This window comes from Dyella sp. KRB-257 (genome assembly GCF_049445995.1).
In the GTDB taxonomy this organism is placed as follows: Bacteria; Pseudomonadota; Gammaproteobacteria; order Xanthomonadales; family Rhodanobacteraceae; genus Dyella_A.
Map to the genome: position 1 here is coordinate 98326 of NZ_JBMSDZ010000007.1, position 16293 is coordinate 114618.

General features: G+C 69.0%; 13 protein-coding genes. 10 read left to right on the top strand and 3 right to left on the bottom strand.

Going from position 1 to position 16293, the window contains the following annotated elements:
* Positions 1-10 precede the first annotated feature (10 nt).
* From lysA to ACO2Q2_RS07635, 3 genes are all read right to left on the bottom strand, one after another.
* Complete coding sequence (gene lysA, locus ACO2Q2_RS07625) at positions 11-1315, bottom strand: diaminopimelate decarboxylase (protein ID WP_423255165.1); 1305 nt, start codon at positions 1313-1315, stop codon at positions 11-13.
* 87 nt (positions 1316-1402) lie between these two features.
* Positions 1403-4396 (bottom strand): TonB-dependent receptor, encoded by a 2994-nt coding sequence (locus ACO2Q2_RS07630; RefSeq protein WP_423255166.1) that lies wholly within the window; start codon positions 4394-4396, stop codon positions 1403-1405.
* A gap of 49 nt (positions 4397-4445) precedes the next feature.
* Positions 4446-5996, bottom strand: coding sequence for a transglutaminase-like domain-containing protein (locus ACO2Q2_RS07635; RefSeq protein WP_423255167.1), 1551 nt, complete (start codon positions 5994-5996; stop codon positions 4446-4448).
* A gap of 143 nt (positions 5997-6139) precedes the next feature.
* Here ACO2Q2_RS07635 and ACO2Q2_RS07640 point away from each other — a divergent pair, with 143 nt between their 5' ends.
* The 10 genes from ACO2Q2_RS07640 to ACO2Q2_RS07685 all read left to right on the top strand — a co-directional run bounded on the left by ACO2Q2_RS07640 (position 6140) and on the right by ACO2Q2_RS07685 (position 16276).
* Entirely contained in the window at positions 6140-7291 is a 1152-nt protein-coding gene (locus ACO2Q2_RS07640) for a DUF819 domain-containing protein (protein ID WP_423255168.1), read from the top strand.
* 28 nt (positions 7292-7319) lie between these two features.
* Positions 7320-8729 carry an SH3 domain-containing protein gene (locus ACO2Q2_RS07645; protein ID WP_423255169.1) on the top strand — a complete coding sequence of 470 codons (1410 nt, stop codon included), beginning with the start codon at positions 7320-7322 and terminating at the stop codon, positions 8727-8729.
* Between the two features lie 259 nt (positions 8730-8988).
* Positions 8989-10086, top strand: coding sequence for a dipeptide epimerase (locus ACO2Q2_RS07650; RefSeq protein WP_423255170.1), 1098 nt, complete (start codon positions 8989-8991; stop codon positions 10084-10086).
* A 10-nt stretch (positions 10087-10096) separates the two neighbouring features.
* Positions 10097-10951: a MurR/RpiR family transcriptional regulator gene (locus ACO2Q2_RS07655; RefSeq protein ID WP_423255278.1), complete on the top strand. Its 855-nt coding sequence runs from the start codon at positions 10097-10099 to the stop codon at positions 10949-10951.
* Between the two features lie 24 nt (positions 10952-10975).
* Complete coding sequence (locus ACO2Q2_RS07660; RefSeq protein ID WP_423255171.1) at positions 10976-11752, top strand: L,D-transpeptidase family protein; 777 nt, start codon at positions 10976-10978, stop codon at positions 11750-11752.
* Positions 11749-12987: a dicarboxylate/amino acid:cation symporter gene (locus ACO2Q2_RS07665; protein WP_423255172.1), complete on the top strand. Its 1239-nt coding sequence runs from the start codon at positions 11749-11751 to the stop codon at positions 12985-12987. The genes ACO2Q2_RS07660 and ACO2Q2_RS07665 overlap by 4 nt, the downstream gene beginning before the upstream one ends.
* On the top strand, positions 12984-14114 hold the full coding sequence (locus ACO2Q2_RS07670) for an NAD(P)/FAD-dependent oxidoreductase (protein WP_423255173.1): 1131 nt from the start codon (positions 12984-12986) through the stop codon (positions 14112-14114). The genes ACO2Q2_RS07665 and ACO2Q2_RS07670 overlap by 4 nt, the downstream gene beginning before the upstream one ends.
* Positions 14115-14390: 276 nt before the next feature.
* Positions 14391-14729 carry a helix-turn-helix transcriptional regulator gene (locus ACO2Q2_RS07675; RefSeq protein WP_423255174.1) on the top strand — a complete coding sequence of 113 codons (339 nt, stop codon included), beginning with the start codon at positions 14391-14393 and terminating at the stop codon, positions 14727-14729.
* On the top strand, positions 14726-15973 hold the full coding sequence (locus ACO2Q2_RS07680) for a type II toxin-antitoxin system HipA family toxin (protein ID WP_423255175.1): 1248 nt from the start codon (positions 14726-14728) through the stop codon (positions 15971-15973). Before ACO2Q2_RS07675 ends, ACO2Q2_RS07680 begins: the two co-directional genes overlap by 4 nt.
* A 165-nt stretch (positions 15974-16138) precedes the next feature.
* Positions 16139-16276, top strand: a complete 138-nt coding sequence (locus tag ACO2Q2_RS07685) for a YgjP-like metallopeptidase domain-containing protein (protein ID WP_423255176.1) — start codon at positions 16139-16141, stop codon at positions 16274-16276.
* The last annotated feature ends 17 nt before the right edge of the window (positions 16277-16293 follow it).

Sequence of the window (16293 nt, forward strand, 5' to 3'; positions counted from 1 at the left end):
GTCCTCGTGCTCAGGTGGTGCGCCAGTGCCGGGCGGACGGCTCGCCGGCGATCATCTCGCTGAAGCTCTGCCGGCGGCGCACCTCGGCGTAGCGGCCGGTATCCAGCAGCACTTCGGCGGCCAGCGGGCGGGAGTTGTAGGTGGAGGCCATGGAGGCAGCATAGGCCCCGGTGCCGCGGATCATCAGCAGGTCGTCGGGCGCGCAGCGCGGCAGCCGGCGTTCGCGGGCGAAGGTGTCGCCGGTCTCGCAGACCGGACCGACCACGTCGTAGACCTCGGCAGGCAGCGCGTTGGGCTCCACCGGCGCGATCTCGTGCCAGGCGTCGTAGAGGCTGGGGCGCAGCAGGTCGTTCATCGCCGCGTCCAGCACCAGGAACTGCCGCTGCGCGCCGGGCTTGATGCGCACCACCCGGGTCAGCAGCACGCCGGCTTCAGCCACCAGCCAGCGGCCGGGCTCCAGCAGCAGCCGGCCGTCGAAGTCCGCCAGCGCCTCGCGGATCACACCCACGTACTGGGCGGCAGTCGGCGGCCGATCGACACCCGGGCGGTAGCACACGCCCAGGCCACCGCCGACGTCGATGCTGGCGATGGCGTGGCCGGCGTCGCGCAGTTCGCGCCAGAACGCGGCCACGCGCTGCAGGGCTTCGCGGATCGGCGCGAGCTCGAGCATCTGCGAGCCGATGTGCGCGTGCAGGCCGTCCAGCCGCACGTGCGCAAAGTGCGCCGCGTCGTCGAACCAGCGGCGCGCTTCGTCCAGGCTCACGCCGAACTTGTTCTCGGCGCGCCCGGTGGAAATCTTGGCGTGGGTGCATGCGTCCACGTCCGGGTTGATGCGCACGGCGGCGCGGGCCACCACGTCCATCGCGGCGGCGACCTGATCCAGCGTCTCCAACTCGTCGCGCGATTCCAGGTTGAAGCGGCCGATGCCGGCTTCCAGCGCCTCGGCGATCTCGGCGGCAGTCTTGCCGACGCCGGAGAACACGATGCACTCGGGCCGGATGCCCGCCTGCAGGCAGCGCCACAGTTCGCCGGCGGAGACGATGTCCGCGCCCAGCCCATGCTCGGCCATCAGCTGCAGGATCGCCACGTTGCTGTTCGCCTTCGCGGCGTAGCAGACCAGCGCATTGAGGCCGTCCAGCGCGCCAAGCAGTTCATCGATGCGGCCGCGGATGGCGCTGGCCGAATAGGCATGCAGTGGCGTGCCCATCTGGGCGGCGAGTGCGGCCAGGTCCACGCCGTCGAACAGGTTGGCGGTCTCGTCCCTGTTCGGCGTCCCGGTTGGCGCGTGGGGGTGATCGGTAGCGGGCTTCAGCAAGTGGCCATCCGTCCTTGTGGGTATGGGCAGGGGTCGCGAAAAAGACGGCCCGCACACGCGGTGCGGGCCGGGTTGGGAGGCCAGGCCTCAGAAGTCCACCGCGACGGTGAGCTGGGCGAAGCGCGGGCTCTGGAAGCCGAGTGGTCGCAGGAAGGTAGGGTTGGTGGAGCTGGAGATGTCGGTCTGCAGATCCTGGTCCACCTGCACCGTGCGCTGCTGGTCGAGCAGGTTGTAGACCGACAGCTTCACGCGCAGGTTGCCGCCGTTGAACGGGCGCAGGTAGCTGAGGCTGGCGCCCAGGGTGTAGGTCCACGGCAGGCGGCCGTACTTGCCGCGCGGCGAGTGCACGTAGACGCGATCCTCCGACACCGGCGATTCGCAGTTCTGCACGCAGATGTAATAGCTGTGGTAGTTGCGCTTGTCGAAAGGATTGCCCACGCCGAAGCCGGTGATCGGGCCGCCGGAGTGCACGTCCAGGTCGCCGCCGATCTGCCAGTGCGGGGTGAGCGCGTAGGTGCCGCGCAGCTTGAGCTGATGGCGGCGGTCGTTCGGCAGGAAGCCATCGCCTCCATAGTTCACCCACGGATCGTCGAAGTTCTCGGTGCGGCCGGTATCGTCGAAATTGGTGTCCGAGTTCACCGGGCCCTCGGCGTTGCCGCGGTTCCATGACATCACGTAGGAGGCGTTGAACGCCCACTTCTCGTCCCAGGCGCGGTTGAGCTGGAACTCCAGCGCCGCGTACGTGCGCTTGGGCTTCACCCAGCCGCGCTGGCCGAGGTAGTTGCCGTTGGCGTCGTACATCGCCCAACCTTCCTTGGACGTGTCCACGGTGACATAGCCGTCCGGTGCGCCGTCGCAGTTGGTGTCGCCCCACACGGTGACCTTCTTGCCGGGGTTGGCCATCACCCAGCCAATCGCACCGGCCGGGCCGCACTGTGCCGTGGCGGTGATGTCCATGTCGTCGATGGCGTTGTGCAGGCGGCGGTAGGTGCCGCTGACGCCCCACGACCAGCTGGCGTCGAGCATCTGCTGGAAGCCGAGGATCGCCTCGTCCTGGTAGACCGGATCCATGCTCCGGTCGACTTCCGAGCGTAGGTCGCCGACCGTGCCGTTGCCCTGCGAGGTGTCTACGTTGCCGAGCTGCGGGCCCAGCCCAGGCACCGCGTATTGGGTACCGTCGAGGGTCTTGATCTCCCAGCCGTCGAACGCGTAGTAGGTGCGCTCGTCGAGCAGGCCGCCGGCCTGCTTGATGTTGATGACGTTGGCCACCGGCAGGTAATAGCGGCCGAGGTTGCCGAACAGCTTGGTGCTGCCGTCGCCGTGCATGTCCCAGGAGAAGCCCAGGCGCGGTGCGATCTGGCGGTCCATCTTGATGTAGCTGTGGCCCGCGGCGTCCTGGTTGTCGAAGCTGTCGTTGCGCAGGCCGGCATTGAGCACCAGGTTCGGCGTGATCTGCCAGTTGTCCTCGAGGTAATAGGCCGAGTCGATGGTGGTGAAGGTGCCGGCGATCTCGTAGCGACGCGCACGCACGTAGCCCTCGTATCCTGCCGGCAGGGTGGCGCCGTTGGGGATCGTGGCGCCGGCGGTGGCGGCGTACACGTTGTAGTAGTAGGCGCCCGGGCCGGCGTAGTGGCGGGCGTAGTCGGACGTGTTGTTCTCGTGGTCGTAGCCGAAGCGCAGCAGGTGGTCGCCCAGCGTCCACTCGAAATCGGCACGCCCCTGCTTGCGCACGTCGTTGCGCTTGTAGACGGTGGAGCTGGTGGTGCAGCCCAGCGGCACGCCCGGATCGTTGATGTCCAGCAGCGCGCTGCTGGCCGCCACCACGTTGCATGCCAGATCGAGCTGCGAGCGCGTGAAGGATTCGCGCTCGTTGCGGCCGACCATCAGCTTCATCGACAGGTCGTTGGTGAGGTAGCTGGTCCAGGTCAGGGCCCAGTTGCGGCCGCCGGTGTCGGTGAAGATGCGGTTGGTCTTCTTGCCGCGGGTGTCGGTGTCGAAGTCGTAGGCATAGACGTCGCCGGCGTTGTGGTTCTTGTCGGAGAACGCCATCAGCGACAGGGTGTTCTTGTCGGTGATGTTCCAGTCGATCGTGGTGCCCCAGAAGCCGGTGCCGGAGCGGTTGTCGGTGATCGTCGTGCCGGCGTCGTTGGTGTTGCGGGGAGTATTGCCGCGCGCCTCGTACATGGCGAAGAAGAACAGCTTGTCCTTCACGATCGGGCCGGAAGCCCAGACGTTGGTCTTGATCAGCGACTCGGTGTCGCGGCTGGCGGTGATGTAGCGGCGGCCGTCGGGGGTGTAGTGGTCGTCCGCCTTCGAGTGCCAGCTCGACGGCTCCATGGTGATCTCGGTGCCGGCATGGAACTCGTTGGTGCCCGAGCGGGCCACCGCGTTGACCACGCCGCCGGTGGTGCGGCCGAATTCCACCGAATAGCCGCCGGTCTTCACCTGGAACTGGTCGTAGAAGGCGAAGGGCGCCTCGGAGAAGCCGTTGCGGTTGTAGAAGTCGGTGACGTTGAGGCCGTTCACGTAGAACGCGTTCTCGGCCACCGAGGAGCCACCGAAGGAGATGCCGCCGAAGTTCGAGTTGCCCTTCACCACGCCTGGTGCCAGCAGCGCGACCGAGGCGACGTTCTGGTCCACCGGCAGGCGGGCCAGCTCGGCGCGCGAGACGATGGTGGCCGACTCGGTGGAGCTGACGTCGATCACCGGCAGCACCGAACTGGTGACGCTGATCGCGGAGAGGTTGGTTGCGCGCACCGAGCCGATGTCCACCGAAGTGGTGGTGCCCAGCGCCACCGTGACGTTGCGCGCCGGGGCGACGGCCTGGCCGTCCTTGCTGGCGGTGATGGTGTACCGGCCCACCGGCAGGAACGGGAAACGATAGTTGCCGTTGCGGTCGGCGGTGATCGTGCGGGTCAGCCCGGTCTCGGGATTGGTCACCGTGACCACCGCGCCGGCGCGGGTGTGGCCGGATACCGAGCCATCGTTGTTGGCCGCCTGCGCGGCCGGGAACGCCGCCATCAGGCCCAGGCCCAAGGCGATACTCAATGCGGTCTTGCACATGTGCCGACTGCTGCTCATTGCCCCATCTCCCCTTGCTGCTGTCGGGCCGCCCTTGGTCGCGGCCGGTTTAGTTGTCGGAACGTCCCTGCAGTGGCAGCCGCTTCCAGGCGAAGTGGTAGTCCCACTGGTCGAAGTACAGGTTGCCGCCCTTCCACTCGACCTCGCCGCGCTGGGAGTCCACCGTCTCCGAGCGCGGGAACGTCTTGGCCGGCACGAAGGGCTGGCTGTAGTCGTCGTTGAAGGCGATGCGGTAGGCGTCCAGCCCGCCGAGGTAGAACCAGCGCAGCGCCGGGTCGTCGCCCGGCCTGGGCTGCAGCTGGCCGAAGGTCACGTCCATCGGCACCCAGCCGTAGGGCGGCAGGTAGAGCTGGCCCCAGTCGTGGATGTTGTTGTAGCGCCCGTCGGAGAAGATCCAGCCCGATTGCCAGCGCGTCGGAATGCCGTTGAGGCGCAGCAGGGTCATCAGCAGCAACGTCTGTTCGCCGCAGTCGCCGTGGCCGGCGTGCAGCGTGTAGTCGCTGATGTTGCTGATGGTGGAGTACTCGCGTGCGCCGGCCCAGGGAATCCGGTCCACCGCCGCGAACAGCTTCTGCGCGATGCGGTAGGGATCCTTCTCGTCGCCCACCACCTTGCGCGAGAACGCGCGCAGGTCGTCGGTGAACACGATGTGCGGCGGGCGCTCGGCGACGTAGGGCGCCAGTGCCGGGGTGATCGTTTCGGCGCTGACCTTGGCCGGGTCGATCGCGTGGTACTGCGCCAGCACGGTGACGTCGTAGGTGATGGCGAACACGGTGGGCTTGCCCGCCACCGCCTTCTTCTCCAGATACGCCGTGCGCTGGAGCGTGGACTCCGGCGCCACGCGGGCGCCGGCGGGCGAGCTCTCGATGAGGCGGATGTCCTCCTGCTGGCCCGTGATGGCGCGCGGGTAGGGAATCCATGCGCGCACCGTTTCGCCGGCCGGCACGGCGTCGGCCTCGACGGTGAGCGTCTGGGTCACCTCGACCCGGTGCGGGTCGACCCCGCTGCGGCCGCTGGCGAGCGCCTCGCGCAGCACGGTGCGGTGGTGGTCGTTGAGGATCTCGTTGGGACCGTCGTCGAACGGCGCCTGCACGGCGCGGCGCGCGCGCGCCTCGGCGCTGATGCGGAACAGGTTGCCCGGCGAGCGGTTGAAGTAATAGGTGTGGCCGTCGATGGTGAGCTGCTCGAACAGGCCCTGGCGGTTCCAGCGGTCGAACTCGGCGGTGGTCAGGTCGGGAATCTGCCTGCGCACACGTGCCTGCACCTGGCTGGCGTCGAGCGAAAAATCCAGCCGCAGCCGGCGCATGCGCTCGCGCTGGAAGGCGAGCGCGTCTCGCTGGTCGGCGCTGAGATCGGACAAGGCGAGCGCCCGGGCGATCGCCGCATCGGCCGCCTGGAAATGGCCGGCGTCGATCTGCGCGATGATGGCCGGCAGCGGTGTCGACGACGGCGTGGTGGCGGCGGGCGACAGCACGGGAACGACGAGCAGGGCGGCGCACAGCAGCGGGAGCAGGCATCGGCGCCCGTCGATGACGGCGACAGGCGCGGGGCGATGCGTGATGGTGTTGCGCTCGTGCTGCGCCGGCCGGCCCTTCGTCATGCGTGCTTCCCCCGACATGAACTTGCGAAACCGTTGTGTAGCACGCTTGCAAAACAGCGTCAATAATTTATGCTGCGATTGAAATTTTATGGAATGAGATATTCCAAACGAGGGCCGGGTGCGGTCACGCGAAGGGGGTGCAGGTGATCCAGACGGTATGGCCTTTCCTGGGCCTGATGCTGGTGGTGGCGGGCTTCTTTCCAGCGCTGGAGCGGCGCACCGGCTGGCGCATCTTCGACGTGCTGCCGCCGATCGTGATGGTCTACCTGTCGATCACCGCGATGGCGATCGCCGGGGTATGGCAGGTCACGCCGGCGATCCACCAGGCGCAGTCGCTGCTGATCGGCAACCTGGTGCCGGCGCTGCTGTTCCTGCTGATGATCAACTGCGACCTGCGCGCGATCTTCCGGCTCGGGCCGCGCGTGCTGGCGGTGTTTGCCTGCACCACGGTCAGCCTGTTCATCGCCTTCATCGCCACCTTCCTGATCTACCGCCACTGGCTGCGCGGCGACGACTGGCAGCCATTGGCGGCGCTGTCGGGCAGTTGGGTCGGCGGCACCGCCAACATGATCGGCGTGAAGCAGGCGATCGGCATGTCCGACCCGCACCTGGCGATGTCGCTGCTCACCGATGCGGTCTGCTATTCGATGTGGGTGGTGGTGCTGTTCTCGGTGGCGCGGCTGGCGCCGGCGTTCAACCGCTGGACCCGCGCGCGCTCCAGCGGCGAGCTGGTGGTGGCGGAAGTCGCGCCGGGCGGCCCGACCGTGCCGGAGAACGTGCTGCTGTGGCTGGGCGCGGCGCTGCTGGCGACGACGCTGGCGCGGGTGGTTGGCGGTTGGTTGCCCACTTCCGCGATGGTCAGTGCCGGCACCTGGACGATCCTGCTGTCGACCCTGGCCGGGCTGGCGGTGGCGCACACGCCGGTGGCGCGCTTTCCCGGGGCCGGCAGCATCTCCGGTGCGATGCTGATCTTCGTGGTGGCGATGCTGGCCTCGCAGAGCAACTTCCACGGCCTGGGCGAGGCGCCGCTGTACATCCTGTGCGGCGCCACCGTGATCATGCTGCATGCGGTATTGCTGGTGGGGTTTGCGCGGATCTTCCACTTCGACCTGTACCTGTGCGGCATCTCCTCGCTGGCGCACATCGGCGGCGTGGCGGCGACTCCGGTGCTGGCGGCGGCGTATTCGCACGCGCTGGTGCCGGTGGGCATCCTGCTCGCCCTGCTGGGCTACATCCTCGGTACCGGGTTCGGGCTGCTGGTGGCGTCGGTGATGTCGACGCTGGCCATGCCCTGAGCCGGGCCTCCACGACGGGAATCCGACCATGACCATTTCATCGTTCCGTGCGCTGTGCCTGGGCCTGCTGCTGGCTGGCGCGGCCGCGTCGCCCGGCCTGCATGCCGCGCAAAACCTGCCGGTGCCGCCCTCGGGCGTGCCGGGCGTGGGCCCGGCGCAGCTGACGCCGGAGTTCTGGATCGGCCTGCGGCCGCAGCCCGATGCGGTGCTGCTGACGCCGGCGCGGATCGCCGCGCAGAACGCGAAGCTGCTGGCCGACGACTCCTCGATGCACGACCTGCGCAAGCTGCCGGCCACGCTGGATCGCGCGCGGGTGGACGCCTGGCTGGACACGGTGTCGACGCCGCCGACCCGGCCGCTGTACGACGTCGACGGCCAGCCGGTGGCGGAGGCGACGATCAAGGCGATCGTCGCCAACGCCCACCGCGATGCCGTGCCGGCCAGCGAGCCGACCCGCTATGGCCTGGTGGTGAAGCGCGCCGCGCTGCGCAGCCTGCCCACCGACCTGCGCGTGTTCAGCCATCCCGGCGGCACCGACATCGACCGTTTCCAGGAAACCGCCGAGTTCCCCGGCACGCCGGTGGTGGTGGCGCATACCAGCGCCGACGGCCGCTGGCTGTTCGTGGTGAGCCCACGCTATGCCGCCTGGACGCATCGCGAGAACGTGGCGATCGGCAGCGCCAGCCAGGTCTTCGGCTACGCCGGACGGACCGCGGCGCGGGTGGTCACCGGCGGCACGGTGCACACGGTCTACACGCGCGAGCAGCCGGCGGTATCGCAGCTGCAGCTGGACATGGGCGAACGCGTGCCGCTGGCCACCGGCCTGCCGCCGGACCAGCCGGTGAACGGGCAGACGCCGTATGCCGCGCACGTGCTCGAGCTGCCGATTCGCAACGACGACGGCACGCTGGCCTTCGCCCCCGCGCTGGTGCAGATCAACCAGGACACCGCGCCCGACTACCTGCCGCTGACCGAGGCGAACATCATCCGCCAGGGGTTCAAGTTCCTCGGCGAGCGCTACGGCTGGGGCCATGCGTACGACGGTCGCGACTGCTCCGGCTTCGTCTCGGACGTGTATCGCTCGATGGGCGTCCAGATGCCGCGCAACACCAGCCGGCAGGCGATCAGCCCGGCACTGGATCACCGCGCGTTCACCGCGCGGGACGATCATGCCGAACGGCTCAAGGCCGCCATGGCGCTGAAGGTGGGCGACCTGGTCTACATCCCCGGCCACGTGATGATGGTGATCGGCCAGTGGCAGGGCCAGCCGTGGGTGATCCACGACGTGCTGAGCATGAGCTACCGCCAGGGCGACGGCAGCACCCGCCACGTCAAGCTCAACGCGGTGTCGGTGACGCCGCTGCTGCCGATGCTCTACGGCAAGGACGGCTCCACCTTCATCGACCACATGACCAGCATCGTGCGCATCCGGCATTGAGGGGGATGGAGGTGGGGGTGCGCATCCAGAGCACGATGGATTCCCGCTTTCGCGGGAATGACGGCGCGCAGGTGGTGCGGGATTACGGGCCTTCATCGCTTACGGCTTCTCCGGAAAGCCGTAAAGAACCCAGACACGCGAATCCTCAAGCTGGCGTCATTCCCGCGAAGGCGGGAATCCATCGTGCTCTTCCGCCACAGCCACCAAGACCCATCGCCCACGCGGGCTCCAGGCACCCAGGACAAGTGACAGCGAACCCATGAAGATCACAGACATCCAGTTCGGCATGCTGCGGGTGCCGCTGAAGACCCCGTTCAAGACCGCGTTGCGCACGGTGAGCCAGGTCGAGGACATCGTGGTGATGATGCACACCGACACCGGCCATGTCGGCCACGGCGAGGCGCCGGCCACGGCGGTGATCACCGGCGACACGCACGGTTCGATCGTCGACGCGATCCGCCACTACATCTCGCCGCGGCTGATCGGCCAGGAGGTCGCCGACCTCAACCGGCTGACCGGGCTGATCCAGGGTTCGATGGAGAAGAACTCCTCGGCCAAGGCGGCGGTGGAGATCGCCCTGTACGACCTGTGGGGCCAGCTCTACAGCGCGCCGCTGTACCAGTTGCTGGGCGGCGGCGATCCGGTGATCACCACCGACATCACCATCAGCGTGGACTACATCGACAAGATGGTGGCCGACTCGATCGCCGCGGTGGAGCGCGGCTTCGAGTCGCTGAAGATCAAGGTGGGCAAGGACATCGGCGTCGACATCGAGCGGGTCAAGGCGATCTATGCGGCGGTGGAAGGCCGCGCGCTGCTGCGGCTGGACGCCAACCAGGGCTGGACCGCCAAGCAGGCGGTGTACGCGCTGCAGACGCTGGAGGACGCCGGCATCAAGCTGGAGCTGGTCGAGCAGCCGGTGAAGGCGCGCGACCTGGCCGGCATGCGCTACGTCACCGAGCGCGTGCACACGCCGGTGATGGCCGACGAGAGCGTGTTCGGGCCGATGGAGGTGATCGAGCTGATCCGCCTGCGCGCGGCCGACATCATCAACATCAAGCTGATGAAGACCGGCGGCATCTCCAACGCGATCCGCATCGCCGACATTGCCGCCATGCACGGGGTGGAATGCATGATCGGCTGCATGCTGGAGAGCTCCATCAGCGTGGCCGCCGCGGTGCACGTGGCGGTGGCCAAGGCCGACGTGATCACCAAGGTTGATCTCGACGGCCCCTCGCTGAGCCAGTTCAATCCGGTCGACGGCGGGGTACTCTTCAACGAATCGGAGATCTCCGTGACCGACGCCCCGGGTCTGGGCATCCGCGAGATCCGGGGGCTGGAGCCCGTGTCGGAGTAGGGGCGTGAGCATGTCACCGCTGGTGAAGATCCGTTCGGAGCGCGACCAGATGTCGGCGGTGGAGCGGCGCATTGCCGACTTCATCGTGGAGAACGCGCAGTTGCTGCGTGACTACTCCTCGCAGCAACTGGCCAATGCGCTGGGCATCAGCCAGTCCAGCGTGGTCAAGTTCACCCAGAAGCTCGGCTTCAAGGGCTACCCGGACCTCAAGTATTCGATCGGCGAGGCGATCGCCCGCGCCGCGCCCGGCGAGACCGCGCCGGTGTCGCCCACGCAGGGCGCCGCCAGCCTGGCGCTCGGCGACCGGCTGTGGCGGCGCAAGTGCGCGGCCGAGGAAGAGACCCGCGTCATCAACGCGCCGGAGGCGATCCAGGCGGTGGCCGAGGCGATCGACCGCGCCGGCCGCAGCGGCCGCGTGTTCCTGCTCGGCATGGGCGACGACGACGTGCTGGTGCGTGCCTTCGCGCTGCGCCTGGCGACGCTGGGCATCCTCACCGTGCACAGTTTCGACATGGTGCGGATGGTCTCCAACGTGGCGGCGGCGCAGGCCGGCGACGTGCTGGCGGTGATCTCCGAGTTCGGCCAGCACGCCGCGCTGGGCAAGATCGCGCGGCAGTTCCGCGAGCGGCGCGGCCAGCTGGTGACGCTGACCCGGCACACCGCCAACCCGCTGCGCACGCTGGCCGACATCGCGCTGGTGGTGTCCGCGCACGACGAGCAGCCGTACATCCAGTCGCTGCTGTACCAGTCGGCGACGCAGCACCTGCTGGACAGCATCTTCGTGCGCCTGTGCGAGGGCCACGACGACCGCCGCACGCAACTGCTGGGCAACCTGGAACGCATCCAGCACATCCTCGAACCGTAACCGCTCCGGCAGGCAGGGCTCCCGATGATCCCCACGCTCACTTTCCTGCGGCGCGTCGCCGCGCTCGCCATCGTCACCGTTTCCGCCCACGTGCTCGCCGCACCGGCCGCACCGCCGTGGCAGGGTGCGCGGCAGATGGTGCTGGTGACCATCGATGGCTGGGACGCCGACCAGGGCACGCTGCGCCGCTTCGCCCGCGAGGGCGGTCAGTGGGTCGCGGTCGGCGCGTCGTGGCCGGTGGTGATCGGCAAACGCGGCGCGGCCTGGGGACTGGGCCTGCAGCCGCCGCGCGCCGACGGCCCGGTCAAGCGCGAAGGCGACAACCGCAGCCCGGCCGGCGTGTTCCGCATCGGCACTGCGTTCGGCTATGCGAAGACGCTGGCCACGGCGATGCCGTACCGCGCGCTCGGTGCCACCGACTGGTGCATGGACGTCAGCGGCGCGCGCTACTACAACCGCATCGTCGACGCTCAGGTGGTGGGTGCCGATGCGGTGAAGGGCTCCTCCGAGCCGATGCGCCGCGACATCCACGTGCACGGCGACCAGCGCTACCGCATGGGCTTCGTGATCGACAGCAATCCGGGCGCCAAGCCCGGCGCCGGCAGCTGCATCTTCGGCCACCTGTGGGCCTCGCCGACCACCGGCACCGCCGGCTGCACGGCGATGACGCCCGAGTCCATGCGCAGCCTGCTCGGCTGGCTCCGGCCGGAAGACCATCCGGTGTTCGTGCTGCTGCCGAAACAGGCCTACGCCGCCGTGCGCGACGACTGGCAGCTGCCGCCGCTGGAGGTCGGCCGATGAGCCCGACCGTGCGCGTGCTGCTGGGCCTGGCGCTCGGCGCCGTGGTCGGGCTGGGGCTGGCCGCGTTCGATCCGGCGCTGGCGAGCCAGGTGGCCGCCGTGGTCCAACCAGCCGGCAGACTGTGGCTGGCGGCACTGCAGATGACCGTGGTGCCGCTGGTGCTGTCGCTGGTGGTGGTGGGCGTGAACACCGCCAGTGACGCGGCGGCGTCCGGCCGCGTGGCACGGCGGGCGATCGTGGTGTTCCTGGTGCTGCTCACCGGCGGGGCGTTTCTCGCGGCGCTGCTGGCGCCGTGGCTGTTCCGGCTGTTCCCGCACAACCCGGCGCTGAGCGAGGCGTTGAGCCACGCCACCGTGCCGCTGTCCGCGCGCACCGCGCCCACCGGCTGGGTCGAGGCCGTCACCTCGGTCGTGCCGACCAATGCGATCGCCGCCGCCGCGCAGAGCGCGATGCTGCCGCTGGTGGTGTTCGCGCTGTTCCTCGGCTTCGCGCTCACCCGGATCAAGCCGGAACGACGGGCGATGCTGGTGGAGTTCTTCCAGTCCATCGCCGACGCGATGATCGTGATCGTGCGCTGGGTGCTGTGGGTGGCGCCGCTGGGCGTGTTCGCACTGATCCTGGCGGTGTGCGCCCGCGCCGGGCTGAGCATGCTCGGCGCGCTGGGCATCTATGTGCTGGTCGAGTGCCTGCTCTACGTCACGGTGACGCTGGCGATGCTGGTGGTGGCGGTGAGCTGGGGTGGCGAGACGTGGCGGCGCTTCGTGCCCGCGCTGGTGCCGGCGCAGGCGGTGGCGCTGAGCACGCAGTCCTCGCTGGCCTCGCTGCCGGCGATGCTGGAGAGCGCGAACGGCCGACTCGGCTATCCCGAGCGCGTTACCGCGCTGGTGCTGCCGATGGCGGTGTCGCTGTGCCGGCTGACCAGTCCGGTGCAATACGTGGTGTCGGCCTCGTTCATCGCCTGGGCCTATGGCATCGACCTGTCGCCCGCCGCGCTCGCCGCCGGCGCCGCGCTGGCGGTGGTGATCAGCCTCGGCTCGGTGGGCCTGCCGGGACAGGTCACCTTCATCGCCACCAACCTGCCGGTGGCGCAGGCGATGGGCGTACCGGTGGGGCCGCTCGGCCTGATGCTGGCGGTGGACACGCTGCCGGACACGCTGGCCACCCTGGGCAATGTCACCTGCGATCTCACCGCGACCAGCGTGGTGGCGCGGCAGTCGGCGAAGGAGGGCGCATGAGTATCGAACACGCCGATGCCATCGTGATCGGCGCCGGCATGGCCGGCGCGTCGGTGGCCTATTTCCTCGCCCCGCATGCGCGGGTGATCGTGCTCGAGCGCGAGCCGTACGCCGGCATGCATTCCACCGGCCGCTCGGCCGCGCTGTTCAGCGAGACCTACGGCACGGAGCAGGTGCGCGCGCTGACCCGCGCCACGCGCCCGTTCCTGGCCGCGCCGCCGCAGGACTTCGCCGCGCACCCGATCCTCACCCCGCGCGGCGCCACGGTGATCGGCCGCGCCAATCAGGCGGAGCAGGTGCGCGCGATGTTCGAAAGCATGCGCCGCGACACCCCCGACCTGGAGTTGCACGACGGCTCGCACGTTCGCGATCACGTGCCGGTGCTGCGCCCGGAAGCGGCGGCGATCGGCCTGCACGAACCGGGCGCCGCCGATATCGACGTCAACGAGCTGCACCAGGGCTTCCTGCGCGGCCTGAAGGCACGCGGCGGTGCGCTGCACGTAAACCAGGCGATCGCGGCGATCGGGCGCGACGGCAGCGGCTGGACGGTGAGCGTCGGCGCGCGGCGCTTCCATGCGCCGCTGCTGCTGGATGCCGCCGGTGCCTGGGCCGATCAGGTCGCCGCGATGGCCGGCGTGGCACCGCTGGGGCTGGTGCCCAAGCGGCGCTCGGCGTTCGTGTTCGAGCCGCCAGCCGGCCTCGCCACCGCCGACTGGCCGTTCGTCTGCGACCTCGACGAAACCTTCTATTTCAAACCCGATGCGGGTCAGCTGCTCGGCTCGGCGGCGAATGCCGATCCCACCCATCCGCACGACGTGCAGCCGGAAGAGTTCGACATCGCGCTGGGCATCCATCACATCGAGCAGGCGACCACGCTGCAGATCCGCCGCCCCACCCGCACCTGGGCCGGGCTGCGCTCGTTCGTCGCCGACGGCGACCTAGTCGGTGGCTTCGCGAGTGATGCGCCGGGTTTCTTCTGGGTCGCCGCGCAAGGCGGCTACGGCATCCAGACCTCGGCGGCGATGGGCGAGGCCTGCGCGAACCTGGCGCTGGGTCGCGCGCTGCCGGCGCATCTGCAGGACGCCGGGCTCACTGCAGCGATGCTGGCGCCGGATCGCCTGCGCTGAACCTGCAGTTCTCCCGGCATCCGCCGATCTGCAGATTTCCAGTCTGTGGAGAGAGTGGCCATGCGCTCCAGGATCATCACGACGCTCGCCGTCGGCGGCCTCGGCGCCTTGTTGTTGCCCGGCGCGCTGGCGCTGATCGCGTGTCTGCTGTGGGTTCACGCGCAACGCTACCGCGAAATACGGCGAGCTGGCCGAGGCCGAGATCAAGGCGCTGGTCGTCGATGGTTTATATAAATAAAATTGCATTTCGCTCAGTTGAAATGTAATTTAATTTGTATGTCCAAGCGCACCCCGCCCACTCACCCGCAAGCGCGCCGCCAGGTCGTTGCCCTTGGCAAGCGGCTGCGCGCGGCACGCCTGCGCCGCAAGATGACCCAGCCCATGCTCGCCGAGCGGGTAGGTATCAGCGTGCCCACGCTGGGCAAACTGGAGGCCGGCGACCCGTCCACCAGCCTCGCCACCATGCTGCGCGTGCTGACCGTGCTGGGCATGGGGGCGGACATCGACCTGCTGGCGGCGCAGGACACCCTGGGCCGCAGCCTGCAGGACAACGCCTTGAAGCGCCCGTCCCGCGCTTCGCGCGGGGCGGCGACAGCGCCGGGCAAGCCGGCATGAACGCGGTCGAGGTCTGGCTGGACGCCGCCGCCCTCGGCGCGCCGATCCAAGTCGCCACGCTGACCCGCGACAGCAGCAAGACCGGTGACACCGTGCGCTTCGAGTACACACCCGAGTGGCTGCAGCAGACAGCGCCTTTGCCCGGCTTTGCGCTCGATCACGAGCTGCCGCTCGCCAGCGGCGCCATGTATGCCCATGCCGGCGCCGACCAGCTGTCGGGCAGCTTCCAGGACTGCTCGCCGGATCGCTGGGGCAAGCTGCTGATGGAGCGGCGCGAGGCGATCGAGGCGCGCGAGCAGCAACGCCCGCTGCGGACCCTGCGCAGCTGGGACTTCCTGCTCGGCGTCAACGACGAATCGCGCATGGGCGCGTTGCGCCTGCGCGATCCGGCCAGCGGCGAATACGTCGATACACGCGCGCTGAGCGCGCCGCCGGTCACCGCGCTGCGTGAGCTGGAAGCCGCGGCGGAGCGGGTGGAGCGCGACGGCGACGAGCTGGTCGACCCGTGGATCCGGCAACTCATCGCCCCGGGCGCCTCGCTGGGCGGCGCCCGCCCCAAGGCCAGTTTCCGCGATACCGATGGCAGCCTGTGGTTGGCCAAGTTTCCCGCCGTGGACGATCGCCTCGACGTCGGCCACTGGGAATACCTCACCTGGCAGCTGGCGCAGGACGCCGGCGTGGACATGCCGCCGGCGCGGGCGCTCAAGCTGTCCGGCCGTGGCCACACCTTCGCCGTGCGCCGGTTCGACCGCACGGACGCCTCGCGCCGTCTCTACAGCTCGGCCATGACCCGGCTGGCGCGCCAGGACAGCGACGGCGCCAGCTACCTGGACCTGGTCGAGGTGCTCGAGCACGAAGGCGCCAGCACCCGCATCGCCGACCAGCTCGCCCAGTTGTTCCGCCGCGTGCTGTTCAACATCCTCATCGGCAATCGCGACGACCACCTGCGCAACCACGGCTTCCTGCGTGACGGCAACGGCTGGGTGCTTTCGCCCGCGTTCGACGTCAACCCCAACCCGGACAAGGGCGTGCACGTGCTGAGTATCGACGGTAGCGACCCCTCGCCCGATTCCGGTCTACTGCTGGCCACCGCCGAGTTCTATCGTCTGAAGCCCAAGGCCGCCCAGGCGATTGCGCGTGAGGTGCGCCAGGCGGTGAGCGGCTGGGAACAACGGGCCCGGGCGCTGGGCCTGCGCGGCGCCGAGATCGAGCAGATGCGGCAGGTCATCGATGCGCAGCGTTGAGAGGGCGGTGCCCATGCGGCCGAGCCATGTCACGAGGCGCACTCACCGCAGCCCCGATTTCCGGCTCGTTGTCACCGCCCCGGTTTTGCGGGCAGATACACACCAGCTCGGGCGGATACGCACCAGCCCTTGTGCAATACACAGCAGTCCCATCAGGTAATCGTCTTGCACGAGTTGATTCACCTGATCGAGCGCCAGCACAACGATCGTTTCATGGCGCTGCTCGACAGCCGGATGCCACGGTGGCGCGAGCACAGGGATCTGCTGAACGCGACGCCGTCGGGTGACGAGCTATGGAAGTAACGCTCCCGGTGGCGGCT

Coding starts and splice junctions, on each gene's coding strand:
- ACO2Q2_RS07680 (WP_423255175.1), top strand. CDS start 14,726: ATGAACGCGGTCGAGGTCTGGCTGGACGCCGCCGCCCTCGGCGCGCCG.
- ACO2Q2_RS07665 (WP_423255172.1), top strand. CDS start 11,749: ATGAGCCCGACCGTGCGCGTGCTGCTGGGCCTGGCGCTCGGCGCCGTG.
- ACO2Q2_RS07675 (WP_423255174.1), top strand. CDS start 14,391: ATGTCCAAGCGCACCCCGCCCACTCACCCGCAAGCGCGCCGCCAGGTC.
- ACO2Q2_RS07630 (WP_423255166.1), bottom strand. CDS start 4,396: ATGAGCAGCAGTCGGCACATGTGCAAGACCGCATTGAGTATCGCCTTG.
- ACO2Q2_RS07635 (WP_423255167.1), bottom strand. CDS start 5,996: ATGACGAAGGGCCGGCCGGCGCAGCACGAGCGCAACACCATCACGCAT.
- ACO2Q2_RS07660 (WP_423255171.1), top strand. CDS start 10,976: ATGATCCCCACGCTCACTTTCCTGCGGCGCGTCGCCGCGCTCGCCATC.
- ACO2Q2_RS07650 (WP_423255170.1), top strand. CDS start 8,989: ATGAAGATCACAGACATCCAGTTCGGCATGCTGCGGGTGCCGCTGAAG.
- ACO2Q2_RS07655 (WP_423255278.1), top strand. CDS start 10,097: ATGTCACCGCTGGTGAAGATCCGTTCGGAGCGCGACCAGATGTCGGCG.
- ACO2Q2_RS07670 (WP_423255173.1), top strand. CDS start 12,984: ATGAGTATCGAACACGCCGATGCCATCGTGATCGGCGCCGGCATGGCC.
- ACO2Q2_RS07645 (WP_423255169.1), top strand. CDS start 7,320: ATGACCATTTCATCGTTCCGTGCGCTGTGCCTGGGCCTGCTGCTGGCT.